The organism is Georgenia faecalis (assembly GCF_003710105.1).
Lineage (GTDB): Bacteria > Actinomycetota > Actinomycetes > Actinomycetales > Actinomycetaceae > Georgenia_A > Georgenia_A faecalis.
Map to the genome: position 1 here is coordinate 313,244 of NZ_CP033325.1, position 19,420 is coordinate 332,663.

The following is a 19,420-nucleotide window of genomic DNA, read 5'->3' on the forward strand; positions in this document are numbered from 1 at the left end:
GCTACTCGACCCGGTCGACGACGTGGCCGCGCCGGGCGCCGTAGCGCTCGCGGACGACGGGGGTCGGCTCGGCCTCGACCGTGCGCACGCGCGAGGTCGTCCACGTCGGCGGCTCGTCCCCGCCGTCGAGCACCCACGCGGCCTGGCGGCCGGCGCCGTCGGCGACGTACTCACCGGGCTCGGGGACCTGCACGGTGCGCCCGAGGACGGCGGGCGCGATCTCCCGCACCGCCGCCGAGCGGGCGCCCCCACCGATGAGGGTGACCCGCTCGACCGGCACGCCCTGCTCGCGCAGCGCGTCCATGCCGTCGGCGAGGCCGCAGAGGAGGCCCTCGACGGCGGCGCGGGCGAGGTTCTCCCGGGTCGTCGACCCCAGGGTCATCCCCAGCAGGGACCCGGAGGCGTGCGGGAGGTTGGGGGTGCGCTCGCCCTCGAGGTAGGGGACGAACGTGAGCCCGTCGGCCCCGGGGGCCGCGGCGAGCGCCAGCTCGGCGAGCCCGCGGTGGTCCACCCCGAGCAGCGCCGCGGTGGCGTTGAGCACCCGGGCGGCGTTGAGCGTCACGGTGAGCGGCAGGAAGGCCCCTGCCGCGTCGGCGAACCCGGTGACCGCCCCGCTCGGGTCCTGCACCGGTCGGGCGGAGACTGCCGAGACGACGCCGGAGGTCCCGATGGACAGCGCGACGTCCCCCGGCCCCATGGCCAGGCCCAGCGCGGCGGCGGCGTTGTCCCCGGCGCCCGGGCCCAGGACGAGGTGCCCCAGGCCGGCCGCCGCGTCCCCCGTGCCGGCGCGCTCCGCGGGCCCGAGGACCCGGGGCAGGACGATGTCGTCGGCGTCGTCCCGGCGCAGGGCCAGGGCGAGGAGGTCACGGCGGTAGCGGCCGCTGGCCCCGTCCCAGTAGCCCGTCCCCGAGGCCTCGGACCGGTCCGTGACGAGCGCCGCGAGGTCGCCGCCCCCGGCGAGCCGCCAGGTGAGCCAGTCGTGCGGCAGGGCGACGGCGGCCACGCGGGCCGCCGCCTCCGGCTCGTGGTCGGCCAGCCACCGCAGCTTGGTGACGGTGAGCGAGGCCACCGGGACCGTGCCGGTGGCCTGCGCCCACGCCCGCGGGCCGTCGTCGGCGCTCGAGCCGGCGATGTGGCCCAGCTCGCCGACGAGGTCGGCCGCCGCCCCGGCGCTGCGCGTGTCGTTCCACAGCAGCGCCGGGCGGATGACCTCGCCGTCGGCGTCGAGGACCACCATGCCGTGCTGCTGGCCCCCGACGGAGACGGCGGCGACGTCGTCCAGGCCGCCGGCCGTGGCGACCGCCACCTGGAGGGCGTCCCACCAGGCGTGCGGGTCCACCTCGGTGCCGTCGGGGTGCGGGGCCTGCCCGAACCGGCGTAGCCGGCCCGTGCGGGCCTCCCGGATGACGACCTTGCAGGACTGGGTGGAGGAGTCGATCCCGGCGACCAGCGGCTCGCTCATGCCGCTCAGCCGATGAGGTGGGCGAGCGCGAGCTGGTTGAGGCGCACGAAGCCGAACTCGCGCTCGGCCGCGGCGTCGGCGTCGAAGTCCTCGAACGCGCTGCGGTCGGCGAGGAGGTCGGCCACGCTCTCGCCCTCGTTGAGCGTCGGGCGGCCGAGCTCGAAGACGCCGGACTGCTCGAAGGCGGCCTGGACCTCGGGGTCGGCGCGGTAGGCGCGGGCCTTCTCGGCGAGCATGAGGTAGGTCTCCATGTTCGCCCGCGCGGACTCCCACACGCCGTCGAAGCCCTCGGTGCGCGACGGCTTGTAGTCGAAGTGCCGGGGCCCGGTGTAGCGGCGGGTCTCGGGCGAGTTCGGGAAGCCGTTCTCGACGAGGTCGACGGTGAAGAACGCCGAGAGCAGGTCGCCGTGACCGAAGACGAGGTCCTGGTCGAACTTGATGGACCGCTGGCCGTTGAGGTCGATGTGGAAGAGCTTGTCCGACCACAGGGCCTGCGCGAGCGCGTGCGTGTAGTTCAGGCCCGCCATCTGCTCGTGGCCGGTCTCGGGGTTGAGGCCGACGATGTCGCCGTGCTCGAGCTGGGCGATGAAGCCGAGCGCGTGGCCGACGGTGGGCAGGAAGATGTCGCCGCGGGGCTCGTTGGGCTTGGGCTCGAGGGCGATGCGCAGGTCGTAGCCGCGGTCCTTGATGTAGGCCGCGACGGTGTCGACGCCCTCGCGGTAGCGGTCGAGGGCGGAGCCGACGTCCTTGGCGCCGTCGTACTCCGAGCCCTCGCGACCGCCCCACATGACGAAGGTGTTCGCGCCGACCTCGGCGGCGAGGTCGACGTTGCGCAGGGCCTTGCGCAGCGCGAAACGGCGCACGGAGCGGTCGTTGGAGGTGAGGGCGCCGTCCTTGAAGACGGGGTGCCCGAAGGTGTTGGTGGTGACCATCTCGATGACGAGGCCGGCGTCGTCGGTGGCCTGGCGGAAGCGGCGCAGGATCGCCTCGCGCTCCTCGTCGGGCGTGCCGAAGGGGACGACGTCGTCGTCGTGGAAGGTGACGCCCCAGGCGCCGAGCTCGGCGAGCTTGGTCGCGTACTCCCACGGGTCGAGGGCGGGGCGGGAGGCGTCGCCGAACTGGTCGCGGCCGGTCCAGCCGACGGTCCAGAGGCCGAACGAGAAGCGGTCTTCGGGGGTGGGGGTCCGAACCATGGTGTCTCTCCTCATCGAGATTTGTTGTTCGTTACAACTTAACGGGTGTGGGGCGCTAAGGTCAACCCCGTGAGCCAGATGTCGCGCACGGACGCGCTCAAGCCTCCCACCACCTCGGGGGTCAGTCAGGCGTCCCTGCGTACCCAGAACCTCGCCCTGCTCGCCGCCCGGGCCTTCGCCAGCGACACGCCACTGTCCCGCGCCGACCTCGCGGAGGCCACCGGCCTCACCCGCTCCACCGTCTCCCGACTCGTCAGCGAGCTCGTCAGCGGCGGCATCCTCGAGGAGCTCGCGCCGCACGAGGGGCGCCGCGGCCGGCCGGCGATCCCGCTGGCCCCAGCGGCACGCTCGGTCGTCGCCATCGGGCTCGAGGTCGGCGCCCGCTCCCTCGCCGGCCGCCTCATCGACCTCACCGGCACCGTCCTGGCCGAGGAGGTGGTGAGCGGGCGGTTCGAGCACTCCGAGCCGGCGCCGGTCCTCGCTCGCCTCGGGGAGCTGACCCGCGCCCTGGTGGCGAGCGCCCCCTGCGCCGGTGCCGTCGTCGTCGGCGCCACCCTCGCGCTCCCCGGCCTCGTCGACCACGTCGACGGGCGGCTCCTCCGCGCGCCCAACCTCGAGTGGAGCGAGGTCCGCCCGGCGGACCTCATCGGCCCCGGCGCCCTGCCGGAGGGGATCCGGCTCGGCGTGCGCAACGAGGCGGACCTCGCGGCGCTCGCCCACTCGCGTCTCGCCCCCGCCCGCCCGGCGCCGACGGCGACGTTCTTCTACGTCTCCGGGGACATCGGCGTCGGCGCGGCCACCGTCGTCGACGGCGTGATCTCGGCGGGGATGCGGGGCTGGGCCGGGGAGATCGGGCACACACTCGTCGACCCCGCCGGCCCGCGGTGCGGCTGCGGCGCCCGCGGCTGCCTCGAGCAGTACGCCGGCCGCGACGCGCTCCTCGAACGCGCGGGCCTGCCGCCCGGCACGACGGCGCGCCGCCTGGCGGAGGACGCCGACGGCGGCAACGACCGGGCCCGCGACGCCATCGAGCGCGCCGGCTGGGCGCTGGGCATCGCCCTCGCCAACGTCGTCAACATCCTCGACGTCGACGAGATCGTCCTCGGCGGCGACCTCGTGGCGCTGTTCGACCTGCTGCGCGGCCCGGTCGAGGACCAGCTGCGCACCCGCGTCCTCGCCTCGCCCTGGTCGCAGGTGACCCTGCGCGCCGCGGGCACCGACCCCTACCCGGCCGTCACCGGGGGGGCGTTCGCCGCCCTGGAGACCGTCGTCGCCTCGCCGGCCGACTGGATCGCTGCCCCGGCCTGACCGCCGCTCTCCGTCCGGCCCCGCCGCGCACTCCCCGCGGTCCGGACCGACCGCCGCGCGAGGTGGTGACAACGCGGGGCGAGCGGCGGCCCGGCGCTACGGCTCCTCGGTGACCGGCGCCGCGTCCGGCTGCTTCGGCTGTCGCGTGTCACCGGAGGAGGTGCGCCGCAGCCGCCGGCGCGCCCACGGGTAGGCGTGCGAGCGCAGCCACGCGGCGTCGCCGCGCCAGCGGACGGTGCGCGCCACGGCCGGCAGCGGGGCCAGCGGGTCGTCCCAGGCGGCGTCGTCCGGCGGGAGCCCGAGGGCGACGAGGGCGGCCTGGGCGGTGCGCGCGTGCCCCTCGGGGGTGAGGTGGATGCGGTCCTCCGCCCACATCCGCCAGTCCCGGAGGGCGCGCATGCCCCACAGGTCGAGGACGTGGGCACCGTGACGGTGCGCGATCGACCAGACGGCCGAGTTGTAGATCGCGACGCGGGGGCGGGTGAAGCGGATGAGGGGCGTCTCGGCCGGGTCGATGCCCGTGGACAGCAGCACGTCGATGCCGGCCTCGCGCAACCGGACCACGCCGGCCTCGAGCTCGCGGGCGAGGGCGTCCGGGTCCGCGCCCGGCCGGAGGATGTCGTTGCCGCCGCCGGCCAGCGAGACGAGGTCCGGCCGCAGGTCCAGGGCGGTGGGGAGCTGGTCGCGCAGGATGGAGCCGAGCAGCCGGCCGCGGATGGCGAGGTTGGCGTACTCCAGCGGCGCGGCTCCGCCGGCCACGCGGCGGGCGGACAGGGTGCCGGCGAGGCGGTCCGCCCAGCCCACCTGGCGCCCCGCGTCGCGGGGGTGGGGGTCCCACAGCCCCTCGGTGAAGGAGTCGCCGATGGCGACGTAGCGCCCCCAGGGGGGCAGGGTGCGGTCCTGTGCGGGTCGGGTCTCGTCCACGGCACCGATCCTGCCGGTCGGGGGCGCCCGCGCGCGACCCCCTTACGGCAGCGTCCAGTCGACGGGGTCCGCGCCGAGGCCGACGAGGAGCTCGTTGACCCGGGAGAACGGGCGCGAGCCGAAGAACCCGCGTCGGGCGGAGAGCGGACTGGGGTGCGCGGACTCGACCACGGGCGTGTCGCCGAGCGCCGGGCGCAGCGTCTGCGCGTCTCGCCCCCACAGCACCGCGACCAGCGGTTCCTCCCGTGCGACGAGCGTGGCGATGGCGAGGTCGGTGACCGCCTCCCAGCCACGCCCGCGGTGGGAGGCCGGTGCCCCGGGCCGCACGGTGAGGACGCGGTTGAGGAGCATGACGCCGCGGTCCGCCCACGGCGTGAGGTCACCGGTGCTCGGCGGGGGTGCGCCGACGTCGGTGCCCAGCTCGGTGAAGAGGTTGACGAGGCTGCGGGGGAGCGGGCGCACGTCGGGCTGGACGGAGAAGGACAGCCCCATGGCGTGCCCGGGGGTGGGGTACGGGTCCTGCCCGACGATGAGGACCCGGACGTCCGCGAGCGGGCGGGTGAAGGCCCGCAGGACGTCGCCACCGGCGGGGAGGTAGCCGCGACCGGCGGCGACCTCGGCGCGCAGGAAGTCGCCCATGGCATGGATGTCGTCCTCGACCGGGGCCAGGGCGTCGGCCCAGCCGGGGTCGACGAGGTCGCGGAGCGGGGTGAAGGTCACGACGGCGAGCGTAGGTGAATGACACCGATGTCGTTCGGCGCCTAGCATGGGGTGTCCGGGACGAACACCCGGCGCGCCGAGCAGGGGGAGGCCACGATGGACGCCGCAGCACCCGCGGGGGAGACCCTCGCGCAGCGGTCCGACGCCCTGGGCGACACCGAGCGCGAGATCCTCGCCTTCGAGCGTCAGTGGTGGAAGTACGCCGGCGCCAAGGAGACGGCCGTGCGCGAGCTCTTCGGCATGAGCGCCACCCGGTACTACCAGGTCCTCAACACCCTCATCGACTCCGAGGCCGCGCTCGCGGCCGACCCCATGCTCGTCAAGCGGCTGCGGCGGATGCGGGACGCGCGCCAGCGCGAGCGCTCCGCCCGGCGCCTCGGCCCGACGCTGTAGCGCCGGTCGACCCGACGCCGTAGCGCCGGTCGGGCTCGCCCCCCGCACTCCGTGGGCCGACCCGCCTAGCACGCGGGGGGACAGCGGCTAGCCTGCTGGGGTGAGCACCGAGTACCCCGAGGACGAGTTCGACATCGACGGCCGTCAGCGCACCCCCCAGGGCGTCCACCGCAGGGCGCGGTCGCGGCTGGCCGCGGTGCTGCCCTTCGTCGCGGTGCTCGTCATCGTCCCGCTCCTGGCGTGGGCCGCCGTCACGGCGCTGTCCCGCGACCCGGGCACCCCCGAGCCCGCGGCGGGGCCCACCCCCACCGCGACCGAGGCCCCGGCCGATCCCACGGCGACCCCGACCGGGACCGAGGCCCCGAGCGGGGAGCCGAGCGAGGAACCCACGGAGGAGCCCGCCGGCGACGTCGAGCGCGGGGTGTCGATCTCGGTCCTCAACGGCGCGGGGATCGGCGGCCTCGCCGCCGACGCCGCGGGCGAGCTCATCGACGACGGATTCACCAACGCCGTCGCGGCGGACTACACCGCCGGCAGCCCGGAGACGACGACGCTGTACTACCGCAACGCCGAGCTGCGGGCGACGGCGGAGGCGATCGGTGAGCTCCTCGGCATCGACACCCTCGTCGAGGCGCCGAGCGCCACCCAGAACGTCGAGATCGCCATCGTCCTGCGCGCGGACTACGCATGACGCCCGCCCGGCGTGACGGTGCCCGCGGCGGGCTCGTCGTCGCGCCGGGCGCGCGCGAGGTGCAGGACGTCGTCGTCGTGGGGTCGGGACCGAACGGCCTGGCCGCCGCGGTCACCATGGCGCGGGCCGGGCTGGACGTCCTGCTCCTCGAGGCGGAGGACACCCTCGGCGGCGGCGCGCGTACCCGTGACCTCGGGCTGGCCCCCGGGGTCGTCCACGACATCTGCTCGGCCGTCCACCCGATGGCGCTCGCCAGCCCGTTCCTGCGCGCCTTCGACCTCCCGGCCCGCGGGGTCGAGCTGCGGGTCCCGGAGGTCTCCTACGCCCAGCCGCTCGACGGCGGCCGGGCCGCGCTCGCGTACCGCGACCTCGAGCGCACCGTCGACGCGCTGGGCGCGGACGGTCCCGCGTGGCGCTCACTCATGGCGCCGCTGGCCGCGGCGCCGGAGGTGGTCACGGCCCTCGCGCTCGGCGACAAGCGCTCCCTGCCGCGCGAGGTGCTGTCCGGCGAGGGGGTGCGTACCGCCGTGGCGTTCGGGCTGCGCGTCCTCGAGCAGGGCACGCCGGCGTGGGGCGCGCGCTTCCGGGGCGAGGAGGCCCCGGCGCTGCTCACCGGGGTGGCGAGCCACGCCATCACTCCCATGCCCAGCCTCGCCTCGGCCGGCGTCGCTCTCCTCCTCGGCTCCCTCGCGCACGGGCCCGGCTGGCCGCTCCCGGTCGGCGGCTCCCAGGCCATCGTCGACGCGCTCGTCGCCGACCTGCACGCGCACGGCGGGCAGACGCGGACCGGGACACGGGTGAGGAGCTGGCGCGAGCTGCCGCGGGCGCGGGCCTACCTCTTCGACACCACGCCGCGTGCCCTCGCCGCCATCTGGGGCGCACGGATGCCGTCGCGCGTGCGGGAGTCCTTCGCCCGGGCCCGGTACGGCAACGCCGCCGCCAAGGTCGACTTCGTGCTCTCCGGGCCGGTGCCGTGGGCGCACCCCGAGGTCGGCCGCGCCGGCACCGTCCACCTCGGCGGCACGCGCGCCCAGACGGCCGCCGCGGAGGCCGCCGTCAACGCCGGCCGGCACGCCGAGCACCCCGTCGTGCTGGTGAGCGACCCGACCCTCACCTCGCCCGAGCGCGCGGTCGGGGGGCTGCGGCCGCTGTGGACCTACGCGCACGTGCCCGCCGGCTCCCCGCGGGACGTCACGGAGGACATCACCGCGGAGATCGAACGCTTCGCCCCGGGGTTCCGCGACGTCGTCGTCGCCTCCCGCTGCGTGCCCGCCGCGCGGATGAGCGAGGAGAACGCCAACTACGTCGGCGGGGACATCGCGGCGGGGGAGATCACCTTCTGGCGGATGTTCGCCCGGCCCCGCGCCGCGCTCGACCCGTTCGCCACCGGGATCCCCGGGGTGTACCTCAGCTCGTCGTCGGCGCCGCCCGGCCCGGGCGTGCACGGCCTCAGCGGCTGGTACGCCGCCGCGCGCGCCCTCCGTTCCCGGTTCGGGATCGACACCCTGCCCGACCTCGCCCCCTGACCCACCGGGCTGGGGCCGCCCCGTCCTGACCGTCCCGTCCGACCGCCGCCTCGCCGGCCGCGACGGCCCGCCGCCAGGGAACGTCCGGGCCCGCCTGGGAGCGGGCTGGAAATTGACTGTGAACGGCCTCACACCTAGTGTTCGCGACACAGGTCCACAGCGTCGTGGGGTGTCTTGGGCCCGCGGCCGGCAGCGACCGCCGGTCCGGCCATTCTCCCGCCCGCCACCGGAGGCGGTCGGGGACGCATGTCCGTCGGAGGTTACCCCGTGTCCCCAGCCGTCCCCGTGCGCCGGAGCAGTCTCGCCGTCGCCGTGCTCGCCGTCGTGGCGCTCCTCGCCTCGATGTTCTCCGGGCTCCTCGCAGCCCCCGCCGGTGCCGCGGTGCGGCCCGGCGACCTCGCCGCCGCCCGGCCGGCGACGGCGTCCGCCTCACAGGTGACGCCGGCCCCCAACAACACCGCGGACGACGACTGCCTCGGCGACGGCTGCCAGCCGGCCGCCGCCGTCGACGGCGACGACGCGACCCGGTGGGCCAGCGGCAACGGCCCGGACGCCGACGTCGAGCACACCGCCTGGCTGGCGGTGGACCTCGGCGCGCCGAGCACCGTGCGCCACATCGAGGTCCTCTGGGAGGCCGCGCACGCCGTGCGGTACACCGTCGACATCTCGGCCGACGGCCAGGCGTGGACGACCGTGAGCACGCAGGACCGCCCCACCACCTCCCCCTCGCAGGGCGACCGCCGCGACGTCATCACGCTGGCGGAGCCGGTCCAGGCGACCCACGTCCGCATCACCGCGCTCGAGCGCCGCTCCGCGTGGTCCTGGGCGGGCGAGACCCCCCACTGGTTCGGCTACTCGGTCCGTTCCCTCGAGGTGTTCGCGGACGTCCCGGCCCCCGCGCCGGAGCAGCCCGAGGAGCCCGAGGTCCCCGAGGGCCCGGCCAACCCGGTCCCGGACACCGGCGAGGGCGCGAGCGAGGTCCTCCTCGACTTCGACGGCGACACCCTCCCGCAGCACCTCTTCGCGTGGGGCGACGGCCCGGCAAACACCCCCGGCCTCAGCCTCGTCGCTGACGCCGACCGTCCCGGCGCCGAGCCCGGCAACTCCGCGCTGCGGGCGCAGCTCGCGGCCCACACCAGCTGGGGCGGGTTCTCCTACGACCTGCCCGCCGCCCAGGACTGGAGCGACCACGGCGGGTTCGCCTTCTGGTTCCGCGGTGCGGGCAGCGGCGAGGAGCTGCAGTTCGAGGTGAAGTTCGGCGGCACGAGCGCCGGGTCGGCCGGCATGTACGAGGCCTTCTTCGTCGACGACTCCACCCAGTGGCAGCGCATCGCCGTGCCCTTCTCCGCCCTCGAGCTCAAGGGCTCCGGCGGCGCCGGCGAGGCGCCCGACACCTCGGTCGCGTGGGGCTTCGCCGTCACCCTCAACGACGCCCCGGCCACCTACGACTACGCCTTCGACGACGTCGCCCTGTTCGAGCAGGTCGCCCTGCTCGAGGACTTCGAGGGCGACAGCCCCCTCACCGAGGCCGGCCCCACCGGGATCTACCCGTGGAACTACCAGGGCCAGAACCCCGAGCTCAGCGTCGCCGAGATCGCGGGCGGCAACCACGTCCTGCGCGGCGACTACGCCTCCGTCGGCGGGCGCGGCTACAACCACATCGTCGACGCGGCGCAGGACTGGTCCGGCTTCGAGGGCATCCGCTTCCTCTGGGACAGCGCCGGCGCGAGCGGCAACTCGCCGACGGCGCCCCCGACCTTCGCCATCGAGCTCAAGCTCGGCGGGGTCACCGCGGACAGCTCGGGCCTGTGGACCACGACGATCACCCCGCCCTCGGGCGGTGGGCTCCAGCAGGTCGTCATCCCCTTCTCCCAGCTCGTCTGGCGCGCCGACTACCAGCCGCCGGGCGCCGTCCCCAGCGACGAGCCGCCGCTCTACCACGCGTGGGGCTACGCCGTCACGCTGCCCGTCGGCGTGTCGGGTTCCTTCTACGCCGACGACGTCGAGCTCTACGGCAGCGCCCGCACCACCACGGGCGTCGACGTGACGGCCACCCCGGTGGTCGCGGTCGACGGTGGCCAGACCGCCGAGGTCGTCTTCACCCTCACCACCCCGGACGGGGAGGCCCTCGTCGACGACGTCACGGTCGCCTACTCCACCGTCGGTGGGACCGCCGAGGCCGGCACGCACTACACGCCGCTGGACGGCGCGACGCTGACGTTCGCGGCGGGCACCGCGTCGGGGGCCACCCAGACCGTCCCGGTGACGACGCTCGCGGGCACGGAGGCGGGCGGCGACGTCGCCCGCACGATCGAGGGCACCGTCGAGGTCGAGGGGGCCGAGCTCGCGGGCGCGGCACCCGTGGTCGCCATCAACGCCTACGGGATGGCCTACCTCGACGACAGCCTGTCGGCCGAGGAGCGTGCCGCCGACCTCGTGGCCCGGATGGACCTCGCCGAGAAGGTCGGCCAGATGGCCCAGGCGGAGCGGGCCTCCATCGTCGGCGACCCCTCGCAGATCGCCGACCTCGCCCTCGGCTCGATCCTCTCCGGCGGTGGCTCCACGCCGACGCCGAACACCCCCGAGGCGTGGGCCGACATGATCGACGGCTTCCAGCGCTGGACCCGGGCGACGCCGCACCAGATCCCGCTCATCTACGGCGTCGACGCCGTCCACGGGCACAACAACCTGCCCGACGCGACGATCTTCCCGCACAACATCGGTCTGGGTGCCGGCCGCGACCCGGAGATCGCCCGTCAGGCCGCCGAGGCGACGGCCACGGAGGTCCGGGCCACCGGCGTCCCGTGGACGTTCGCCCCGTGCCTGTGCGTCACCCGCGACGAGCGGTGGGGCCGCAGCTACGAGTCCTTCGGTGAGGACCCGGGCCTGGTGTCGTCGATGACCACCGTCGTCGACGGCCTGCAGGGCACGGACGCGGACATGACCGCGCCGAACGAGGTGCTCGCCACCATCAAGCACTGGGTCGGCGACGGCGCCACGAGCTACGTCCCCAGCCCCGGCAACGGGTACAAGATCGACCAGGGCGTCGCCGAGATCACCGAAGCCGAGCTGCGCGAGATCCACATCGCGCCGTACATCCCGGCGATCGAGCGCGGGGCAGGATCGGTCATGCCGTCCTACTCGAGCGTCGACTTCCCCGACGACGACGAGGGGCCGATCAAGATGCACGGCCACGACTACCTCAACAACGAGGTGCTCCGTGGCGAGCTCGGCTTCGACGGCTTCACCATCAGCGACTACAACGGCATCGACCAGCTGCCCGGCTCCTACGCCGACCAGGTGCGCGAGTCGGTCAACGCCAGCGTCGACATGGCGATGGAGCCCGGGGACTACGCCGCGTTCATCTCCACGCTCACCGACGAGGTCGAGGCCGAGCGCGTGACGGCCGAGCGCATCGACGAGGCCGTGACGCGGATCCTCGAGGCCAAGTTCCGCCTCGGGCTCTTCGAGGACCCCTACGCCGACCGGACGAACATCGACACCGTCGGCTCCGCGGAGCACCGGGCGGTCGCCCGCGAGGCGGCCGCGAAGTCCCAGGTGCTCCTCGCCAACGACGGCCTCCTCCCGCTCGCCCCCGAGGGGTCGATCTACGTCGCCGGCAGCAACGCCGACGACGTCGGCAACCAGGCCGGCGGCTGGACCGTCTCGTGGCAGGGCATGTCCGGGGACATCCTCGCCGGCGCCACGTCGATCCTCGACGGCATCACGGAGGTCGCCCCCGAGGCGGCCGTGACGTTCAGCGAGGACGCCTCGGCCCCCACGGCCGGGCACGACGTCGGCATCGTCGTCGTCGGCGAGACGCCGTACGCCGAGGGGCAGGGCGACGTCGGCGTCGGCGGGAACGACCTCGAGCTCAGCGCCGCGGACCGCGCCGCCGTGGAGAACGTCTGCGCCGCGATGGAGTGCGTCGTTCTCGTCGTCTCCGGCCGGCCGCAGATCGTCACCGACCTCGTCGACGACGTCGACGCCCTCGTCGCCTCCTGGCTGCCCGGCAGCGAGGGCGGCGGCGTGGCCGACGTCCTGTTCGGCGAGCGGCCCTTCACCGGCCGCCTGCCGGTGAGCTGGCCGACCGCCGCGGACGCCGTCCCGGTCAACGTCGGGGACGAGGACTACGCCCCCCTCTACGGGTTCGGGTGGGGCCTGCGCACCGACTCCCCGCAGGAGCGGCTCGTCAGCCTGCTCGAGAGCATGCCGGTCGACCACCCGGCGGCCTCCGCCGTCGCCGCGCTCGCCCTGGCACCGGTGTGGGCCGAGGACGGGACGCCCACCGGCGACCCGGCGCTCGCCTTCGACCTCCTGCTCACGGCGGCCGAGGACCTCACCGGGACCGACGACGCCACCCGGGCCATGGCCGACACGCTGGTGTCGCTGGCCCGTGACCTCGCCCAGGTGGCGATGGCGGGCGGCGACGGCGTGCCGGCGGACGCGGTGGACATCGCCGCCGACGCCGAGCACGAGCTCCACGCCGGCAACCCCGACACCGCGGTGGTCCTGCTCGCGAGCATCCTCGGGCTCAGCCCGACGGCGCTCGACGTGCCGGCCGCGCCCACGGACGTCGTCGCCGTTGCCGGTGACGGCCAGGTGACGCTCAGCTGGACCGCGCCGACCGACGATGGCGGCTCCGAGATCCTCGGGTACGCGGTCGTCCCGTGGGTCGACGGGGTCGCGCAGGCCCCGGTGCTCAGTGAGGGCCCGGCGACCGAGCTGGTCGTCCCGGGCCTGGAGAACGGCACGACGTACCGGTTCACGGTCGCCGCGGTGAACCTCCTGGGCATCGGCGCGGAGTCGGAGCCGTCCGAGGCCGTGACGCCGCAGGGCGACGGTGCGCCGACCGACCCGCCGGGCGAGCCGACGGACCCGCCGGGCGGCGAGCCCACCGACCCGCCGGGCGAGCCGACGGACCCGCCGTCGGGGCCGGGGGCGACGCCGCCGGGTAACCCGGGTGCGCCGGGTGCGCCGGGCGGGCCGGGGGGCGACCTGCCGGCGACCGGTGCCACGGGTGGTGCGCTGCTCGCGCTCCTCGCCGCCGGGCTCCTCGGCGCGGGGCTGCTCGCCCGGAGGCGGGCGACCTCCCGCTGAGCCGGGCCGGGACGCGCCCCGCGGGCGCTCCTGGGGCTGGACCATGACGACGCCGGGCGGCGGGGGAGGCCCCGCCGCCCGGCGTCGTTCGCGTCCCGGGGTCCGGTCGCTCGCGGCCGCGGTACCCCGTGCGGCCTCGCGCCGGAGGTCGTCGTGGAGGTCCCGCCGCGCCCCTCGCGGCCTTGCACTCGGCACCCGAGAGTGCCAATATCGGAGTTAGCACTCTCGGTCTGAGAGTGACAAGAAGTACGAGCCAGTCAGTGAGGCTCGGGTACCGGCGGGACGTGACCGCCCGGACCTGGGTCGTCCGTCGCGGGCACTGGCAGGCCACACGCCACAAGCGGAGGATCAACCCGAATGGCAAAGATGATTGCCTTTGACGAGGAGGCCCGTCGCGGTATGGAGCGGGGACTCAACATCCTCGCCGACACCGTCAAGGTCACCCTCGGCCCCAAGGGCCGCAACGTTGTGCTCGAGAAGAAGTGGGGCGCCCCCACGATCACCAACGATGGTGTCTCCATCGCCAAGGAGATCGACCTCGAGGAGCCGTACGAGAAGATCGGCGCCGAGCTCGTCAAGGAGGTCGCCAAGAAGACCGACGACGTCGCTGGCGACGGCACCACCACCGCCACGGTCCTCGCCCAGGCGCTCGTCCGCGAGGGCCTGCGTAACGTCGTCGCCGGTGCGAACCCCATCGCGCTGCGCCGCGGCATCGACAAGGCGGTCGAGGCCATCACCGCTCGCCTGCTCGAGTCCGCCATCGAGATCGAGACCCGCGAGCAGATCGCGGCCACCGCCTCGATCTCCGCCGGCGACCCGGCGATCGGCGAGATGATCGCCGAGGCCATGGACAAGGTCAAGGCCGAGGGTGTCATCACCGTCGAGGAGTCGAACACCTTCGGGCTCGAGCTTGAGCTCACCGAGGGCATGCGCTTCGACAAGGGGTTCATCTCGCCCTACTTCGTCACCGACCCGGAGCGCCAGGAGGCCGTCCTCGAGGACGCCTACGTCCTCCTCGTCGAGTCGAAGATCGCGAACGTCAAGGACCTCCTGCCGCTGCTGGAGAAGGTCATCCAGGCGGGCAAGCCGCTCGTCATCATCGCCGAGGACGTCGAGGGCGAGGCCCTGGCCACGCTCGTCGTCAACAAGATCCGCGGCACCTTCAAGTCCGTCTCCGTCAAGGCCCCGGGCTTCGGCGACCGCCGCAAGGCGATGCTGCAGGACATGGCCATCCTCACCGGCGGCCAGGTCATCTCCGAGACGGTCGGCCTCAAGCTGGAGACCGCCGAGCTCGAGATGCTCGGTCAGGCCCGCAAGGTCGTCGTCACGAAGGACGAGACGACCATCGTCGAGGGTGCTGGGGACGCCGACCAGATCGCTGGCCGCGTCGCGCAGATCCGCGCCGAGATCGAGAACTCCGACTCGGACTACGACCGCGAGAAGCTCCAGGAGCGCCTCGCCAAGCTGGCCGGTGGCGTCGCCGTCATCAAGGCCGGCGCGGCCACGGAGGTCGAGCTCAAGGAGCGCAAGCACCGCATCGAGGACGCGGTGCGCAACGCCAAGGCGGCTCAGGAGGAGGGCATCGTCGCCGGTGGCGGCGTCGCGCTCATCCAGGCGGCCAAGGACGTCTTCGAGACCCTCGCGCTCGAGGGCGACGAGGCGACCGGCGCGAACATCGTTCGCGTGGCCGTCGACGCCCCGCTCAAGCAGATCGCGGAGAACGCCGGCCTCGAGGGCGGCGTCGTGGCGGAGAAGGTGCGCAACCTTCCCACCGGCCACGGCCTCAACGCGGCGACCGGCGAGTACCAGAACCTGCTCGACGCCGGCATCAACGACCCGGTCAAGGTGACCCGTTCTGCGCTGCAGAACGCGGCCTCCATCGCGGGTCTGTTCCTCACCACCGAGGCCGTCGTGGCCGACAAGCCGGAGAAGAACCACGCTCCGGCCGGTGGCGGCGGCGACGACATGGGCGGCATGGGCTTCTGACCCAGCCTCACCCGCACGTCTGACCCGACCGAAGGGCGGTACCCCACCAGGGGTGCCGCCCTTCGGCGTCCCCGGTGTCCCCGGCGCGGCCTGGCGCGCGGCACGTCAGCCGAAGACCCCGAGGGCCTCCCACCCGACGAGCCATCCCGCGCGCCAGGCCACGACGATGACGGCGCCGACGACGCCAAGGGTCCCCACCGCGAAGAGCGCGTCGCGGTGATCGAGCGGGACGGGTCGGAAGACGGTGCGTCCGCCCGCGCCGAGCCCTCGCGTCTCGAGCGCGATCGACATGCGTTCGCCCCGCCGCAGGGTGGTGACGAGCGTCGTGAAGGCGGCCCGCCGCAGCGCGCGCACCGAGCGGGGCAGCCGGCGCGCCCCGCCCGCGCGGTGCGGCTCGCGCGCCGCCTGCGCCAGGCGGATCGTCTGCCACTGCTCCGGCAGCTGCTCGAGCAGGCGGTAGCCGGCGAGGACGGCGTACGTCAGCTGGGGACTCAGTCGCACGTGCTGGTGCAGGCTCGCCATGAGGCGGGCGCCGTCCGTGCTGAGCACGAACGCGACCGAGAGCGTGCCGACGAGGAGAGTCCGGACGGCGAGAGAGCTACCGACGCTCATGCCTTCAGCGCTGACGTCGAACGGCCCGACCCACGCGATGGGCGTCCCCGGCCGGGTCACGGCGTTGACCAGGAACAGGCTCAGGGCGAAGAACCCGAACGGCAGCTGGGCCAGGACGACCGTGCGCCAGGGCACCTTGCCCGCGTACCGCACGGCGGGCAGTGCGGCGAGGTAGAGGACGGTGGGCGTCCAGGGGTCGAAGATCCCCATGAGCAGCGCCGAGATCACGAGCAGCACACCGAACTTCACGCTGGGGTTGCGCCGGTGCAGGTAGGAGTCGACGGCCAGCGGCCGACCGAACACCGGGATCAGCTCGTTCACCGGACCTGCGCCCCGGGATCGGGGGCGGGCAGCGCCGCGTCGAGGGCGTCGAGGACTGCGCGCAGGTCGAGCCCCGAGCCCTGCCAGGCCCGCAACGACGGCGGCAGGCGGAGCCCGGCACGGGCGAGGAGCGCCGGGTCCGACAGGACGAGCCCGGTCGGGCCCTGGCCCGCGACCGTGCCGCCGTCCATGACGAGGAGGTCGTCGGCGATGCCCGCGACGAGGCGCAGGTCGTGGCTGACGAGTACCACCCCGCGGCCCTCCGCGGCGAGACCGCGCAGCGCCTGCGCGACGGCGCGGGTCGTGGCCCGGTCCTGCCCGAAGGTGGGCTCGTCGGCGAGGAGGACGTCGTCGTCGAGCACTGCCATGGCCGCCAACGACAGCCGGCGCTGCTGGCCGCCGGAAAGCCGGAACGGGTCCCGCTCCGCCAGGCCCCGGAGCTCGAACCGGTCGAGCGCCTCGTCCACGAGGGCGGGCCCCGCGGTGGGCGGTCGGCCGTAACCGATCTCCTCGCGCACGGAGCGGGTGAGGAACTGGTGCTCGGGCTCCTGGAACACCATGCCGACGCGCCCGCCCGTGAGCCGGCCGCTGACCGGGACGAGCCCGGCCAGCCCGAGCAGGAGCGAGCTCTTCCCGGAGCCGTTGCGCCCGACGACGGCGGTGATCCGCCCGCGCCGCACGGCCAGGTCCGCCCCTGTCACGACCGCGTGCCCACCGCGGCGCACCCCGAGGCCGGCGGCGTGCAGCACCACGTCGCCTCCGCTCACCACGGGGCGGTAGGACGCGCCGCCGCGCGCGACCTCCCGGACGGCGGTGCGTGCCGCCTGCCCGCCGGGTCCGATGGTCCGCCCGAGCGCGACCGACAGCTCCGCGCGCAGCGGCAGCCACGAGCCCTGCGCCGCGAGCCGGGCGCCGTCCTCGAGCAGCACCTGCTCGGTGGACCCGCGCGCCCCGACCGTCCCGTCCGCGTCGAGGACGACGACGCGCGCGGGGAGCCAGGGGAGCTCGTCGAGGCGGTGCTCGATGAGCACCGAGGAGCGGGCGCCGTCGTCCCCGCGGGTGTGGCCGGCCGCGAGGGCCCGGCCGACCTGCTCCACCCCGGCCGGGTCGAGCAGGGCCGTCGGCTCGTCGAGCAGGAGCACCCGCGGATCGGCCACGAGGGCCGCAGCGAGAGCGACCCGCTGGCCCTCGCCGCCGGAGAGCTCGCTGGTCCGGCGGTCGACGAGGTGCGCCGCGCCCACCGTCTGCAGCGCCCGGGTGACCCGCGCGCCGATCTCGGCGCGGTCCACGCCTCGGTTCTCGCACGCGAAGGCGACCTCGTCCAGGACGGTCGGCAGGCACAGCTGGTCGGCGGGGTTCTGGGTCAGCGTCGCGACCTCACCGGCGAGGACCGGGACGGGGGTCTCGCGCGGGTCCAGGCCGGAGACGGCCAGCTCCCCGGTGACCTCGGCGTCGACCGTCTGTGGCACGATGCCGGCGAGCACGCGCAGGAGGGTGCTCTTGCCGGAGCCGGAGGCGCCCATGAGGAGGAGCTGCTCGCCCGGCGCCAGGTCGAGGTCCACGTGGTGGAGCACGGGGTCCGCGAAGTGCGGGTAGCGCACGCTCAGCCCACGTGCGTGCAGACCGCCCGCGGGCGAGCCCGGCGCGACCCGTCCCCGGTCGCCGGGGCTCGTCATCGGGACCCGGCCCCCGCCGCCCGTCGCGCCCGGCCGATGGCGTAGTTGTCGAGGACGCCGGTGCGCAGCAGCGCGTCACCGATGACCTTGGCGAGGAGCCCGCACAGGACGATCCCGCTCACCGCCTGCAGGCCCACCCGGAGGGCGAAGTAGTCCTGCCCGAGCCAGCCGAAGCGGACCATCCCGAGGGCGAGGTTGAAGGCGGCGGCGCTGATGCCGGACACGACGAACACGGTCCAGCCGTAGCGGCGGTAGCGGGTGAGGGCGAAGGGCAGCTCCGCCCCGGCGCCCTGGACGAGCCCGACGAGCAGCAGCATCGGCCCGACCGGTGAGGCGAGGAAGACCACCTCGACGACGGAGGCGATGATCTCCACGACGATGCCGACGCCTGGCTTGCGCACGATGTACAGCGCGAGCGGTGCCACCACCATCCAGCCGCCGATGAGGACGTTCTGCGCGAGGTCGCCGAACGGGCCCATCGCGACCTGCAGCGGGCCCCACGCCTGGACGAGCACCCAGTAGAGGAAGCCGAAGACGACGGCGAGGGCGGCGAGGAGGACGAGGTCGTGCAGGCTCAGGCCGCGCCGTCCCGGACGCGGGTCGGTCCGCGCGCCCATCACGCACCCGCCGCGGGGCTCGGGGAGTTCAGAGAGATGGTGGCGTGGCTGGTCACGTGCCGGACCACCCGGCCCGCCGCGAGCCAGCCCTCGCCCACGGTGGTGAGGACGTCGGCGAGGTCTCCGTCGAGCCGGGTGGCGAAGTGCTCCGAGCGGGTGAACGTGCCCCGCTCCTTCGCGCGCTCGATGACGGCGTAGATGGCGGCCATGTGGTCCCCCCGCCCGGTCGCGGCGTCACCGTCGTCGAGCGGGTAGAGCGACCAGTGCGCGGCGGCGCGCAGCCCGGTGGGCGCGAGGGCAGGCAGGTCCGTCGGCGCGTACGGATCGCCGTCGCGCAGCTCGCAGGCCACCTCGCCGGGGCAGCCGCGGGAGAGCAGGACGTGCGCCACCGTGTGCACGCCGGTGGCCGCCGCGGCGGCGATGACGTCCCGCAGGTAGGTCAGCACGTCGCTCTCGGTTCCCTGCACGAACGTGGACACGTCGTCGGTGACGACCTCTAGCGCCGAGGCGTCGGCGGCAGTGAGTGCGTCGAGGATGACCGGGACGAAGTCTGTGGTCATGGGGTGGAGGGAGAACCGGGCCCCGACCCCGTAGGAGCGTGGGTCGGGGGGCGCGGTGCTCGGGGTGGCGAGCGTGTGCAGCGGTCGGATGGTCTCGGGCATGTCGGGGTCCTCTCTGTGCGGACCCCGGTGAGTGCACGACGTCGTCCGTGCTCCCCGCATCGCGCGCGGGTGCACGGATGCGGGGTGTACGGCGACAGATGCCCTACTCCCTACGCTGGTACTAACCAGTTCAGGTTCCTCGGGTCTGCGGGTAGGACGGGTGTCCATCCGCACTCTCAGCGCCAGCGCGCTCCCCGGGGGCTGTCGTGGTCGAGCGTAGCCTCCTGGC

General features: G+C 74.8%; 14 protein-coding genes and 1 riboswitch. Of the genes, 6 read left to right on the forward strand and 8 right to left on the reverse strand.

What is annotated here, in order from left to right:
- Position 1: 1 nt before the first annotated feature.
- The gene (gene xylB, locus EBO36_RS01330) at positions 2 to 1,462 is read right to left on the reverse strand and encodes a xylulokinase (RefSeq protein WP_122823038.1); all 1,461 of its coding nucleotides are present in this window, start codon (positions 1,460 to 1,462) and stop codon (positions 2 to 4) included.
- A 5-nt stretch (positions 1,463 to 1,467) separates the two neighbouring features.
- A complete protein-coding gene (gene xylA / locus EBO36_RS01335) occupies positions 1,468 to 2,655 on the reverse strand; it encodes a xylose isomerase (protein WP_122823039.1) in 1,188 nt (395 codons plus the stop codon).
- Positions 2,656 to 2,733: 78 nt separating this feature from the next.
- Here xylA and EBO36_RS01340 point away from each other — a divergent pair, with 78 nt between their 5' ends.
- On the forward strand, positions 2,734 to 3,963 hold the full coding sequence (locus tag EBO36_RS01340) for an ROK family transcriptional regulator (RefSeq protein ID WP_122825368.1): 1,230 nt from the start codon (positions 2,734 to 2,736) through the stop codon (positions 3,961 to 3,963).
- A 96-nt stretch (positions 3,964 to 4,059) separates the two neighbouring features.
- Here EBO36_RS01340 and EBO36_RS01345 read toward each other — a convergent pair whose 3' ends face one another.
- Both EBO36_RS01345 and EBO36_RS01350 read right to left on the reverse strand, forming a co-directional pair.
- Positions 4,060 to 4,887 carry an SGNH/GDSL hydrolase family protein gene (locus tag EBO36_RS01345; protein WP_122823040.1) on the reverse strand — a complete coding sequence of 276 codons (828 nt, stop codon included), beginning with the start codon at positions 4,885 to 4,887 and terminating at the stop codon, positions 4,060 to 4,062.
- 42 nt (positions 4,888 to 4,929) lie between these two features.
- Positions 4,930 to 5,655: a uracil-DNA glycosylase gene (locus EBO36_RS01350; RefSeq protein ID WP_206515600.1), complete on the reverse strand. Its 726-nt coding sequence runs from the start codon at positions 5,653 to 5,655 to the stop codon at positions 4,930 to 4,932.
- Positions 5,656 to 5,703: 48 nt separating this feature from the next.
- On the opposite strand from EBO36_RS01350, the gene EBO36_RS01355 reads away from it, so the two are divergent.
- From EBO36_RS01355 to groL, 5 genes are all read left to right on the forward strand, one after another.
- On the forward strand, positions 5,704 to 6,000 hold the full coding sequence (locus EBO36_RS01355) for a DUF3263 domain-containing protein (RefSeq protein ID WP_122825369.1): 297 nt from the start codon (positions 5,704 to 5,706) through the stop codon (positions 5,998 to 6,000).
- A 100-nt stretch (positions 6,001 to 6,100) separates the two neighbouring features.
- Entirely contained in the window at positions 6,101 to 6,691 is a 591-nt protein-coding gene (locus EBO36_RS01360; protein WP_122823042.1) for a LytR C-terminal domain-containing protein, read from the forward strand.
- Positions 6,692 to 6,807: 116 nt separating this feature from the next.
- On the forward strand, positions 6,808 to 8,217 hold the full coding sequence (locus EBO36_RS01365) for a phytoene desaturase family protein (protein ID WP_244925388.1): 1,410 nt from the start codon (positions 6,808 to 6,810) through the stop codon (positions 8,215 to 8,217).
- A 267-nt stretch (positions 8,218 to 8,484) separates the two neighbouring features.
- Positions 8,485 to 13,317, forward strand: a complete 4,833-nt coding sequence (locus EBO36_RS01370; RefSeq protein WP_164471270.1) for a glycoside hydrolase family 3 N-terminal domain-containing protein — start codon at positions 8,485 to 8,487, stop codon at positions 13,315 to 13,317.
- A 357-nt stretch (positions 13,318 to 13,674) separates the two neighbouring features.
- Positions 13,675 to 15,303, forward strand: coding sequence for a chaperonin GroEL (gene groL / locus EBO36_RS01375; RefSeq protein WP_122823045.1), 1,629 nt, complete (start codon positions 13,675 to 13,677; stop codon positions 15,301 to 15,303).
- Positions 15,304 to 15,408: 105 nt separating this feature from the next.
- On the opposite strand, the gene EBO36_RS01380 is transcribed toward groL, so the two are convergent.
- The 4 genes from EBO36_RS01380 to EBO36_RS01395 are packed head-to-tail and all read right to left on the reverse strand — an operon-like array spanning position 15,409 to position 19,191.
- Complete coding sequence (locus EBO36_RS01380) at positions 15,409 to 16,236, reverse strand: energy-coupling factor transporter transmembrane component T family protein (RefSeq protein ID WP_164471271.1); 828 nt, start codon at positions 16,234 to 16,236, stop codon at positions 15,409 to 15,411.
- The gene (locus EBO36_RS01385) at positions 16,233 to 17,912 is read right to left on the reverse strand and encodes an ABC transporter ATP-binding protein (RefSeq protein WP_122823046.1); all 1,680 of its coding nucleotides are present in this window, start codon (positions 17,910 to 17,912) and stop codon (positions 16,233 to 16,235) included. The genes EBO36_RS01380 and EBO36_RS01385 overlap by 4 nt, the downstream gene beginning before the upstream one ends.
- Positions 17,909 to 18,529, reverse strand: a complete 621-nt coding sequence (locus EBO36_RS01390; protein ID WP_122823047.1) for an ECF transporter S component — start codon at positions 18,527 to 18,529, stop codon at positions 17,909 to 17,911. Before EBO36_RS01390 ends, EBO36_RS01385 begins: the two co-directional genes overlap by 4 nt.
- Positions 18,529 to 19,191 carry a Ykof family thiamine-binding protein gene (locus EBO36_RS01395; protein WP_244925330.1) on the reverse strand — a complete coding sequence of 221 codons (663 nt, stop codon included), beginning with the start codon at positions 19,189 to 19,191 and terminating at the stop codon, positions 18,529 to 18,531. The genes EBO36_RS01390 and EBO36_RS01395 overlap by 1 nt, the downstream gene beginning before the upstream one ends.
- An 88-nt stretch (positions 19,192 to 19,279) precedes the next feature.
- Positions 19,280 to 19,398, reverse strand: a riboswitch (TPP riboswitch).
- Positions 19,399 to 19,420 lie beyond the last annotated feature (22 nt).

Excerpts from the sequence above, each read along its gene's own strand:
- EBO36_RS01355 (WP_122825369.1), top strand. The coding sequence starts at position 5,704 with ATGGACGCCGCAGCACCCGCGGGGGAGACCCTCGCGCAGCGGTCCGAC.
- EBO36_RS01365 (WP_244925388.1), top strand. The coding sequence starts at position 6,808 with ATGGCGCGGGCCGGGCTGGACGTCCTGCTCCTCGAGGCGGAGGACACC.
- groL (WP_122823045.1), top strand. The coding sequence starts at position 13,675 with ATGGCAAAGATGATTGCCTTTGACGAGGAGGCCCGTCGCGGTATGGAG.
- EBO36_RS01390 (WP_122823047.1), bottom strand. The coding sequence starts at position 18,529 with ATGGGCGCGCGGACCGACCCGCGTCCGGGACGGCGCGGCCTGAGCCTG.
- EBO36_RS01395 (WP_244925330.1), bottom strand. The coding sequence starts at position 19,191 with ATGCCCGAGACCATCCGACCGCTGCACACGCTCGCCACCCCGAGCACC.
- EBO36_RS01385 (WP_122823046.1), bottom strand. The coding sequence starts at position 17,912 with ATGACGAGCCCCGGCGACCGGGGACGGGTCGCGCCGGGCTCGCCCGCG.
- xylB (WP_122823038.1), bottom strand. The coding sequence starts at position 1,462 with ATGAGCGAGCCGCTGGTCGCCGGGATCGACTCCTCCACCCAGTCCTGC.
- EBO36_RS01350 (WP_206515600.1), bottom strand. The coding sequence starts at position 5,655 with ATGCTAGGCGCCGAACGACATCGGTGTCATTCACCTACGCTCGCCGTC.
- xylA (WP_122823039.1), bottom strand. The coding sequence starts at position 2,655 with ATGGTTCGGACCCCCACCCCCGAAGACCGCTTCTCGTTCGGCCTCTGG.
- EBO36_RS01340 (WP_122825368.1), top strand. The coding sequence starts at position 2,734 with ATGTCGCGCACGGACGCGCTCAAGCCTCCCACCACCTCGGGGGTCAGT.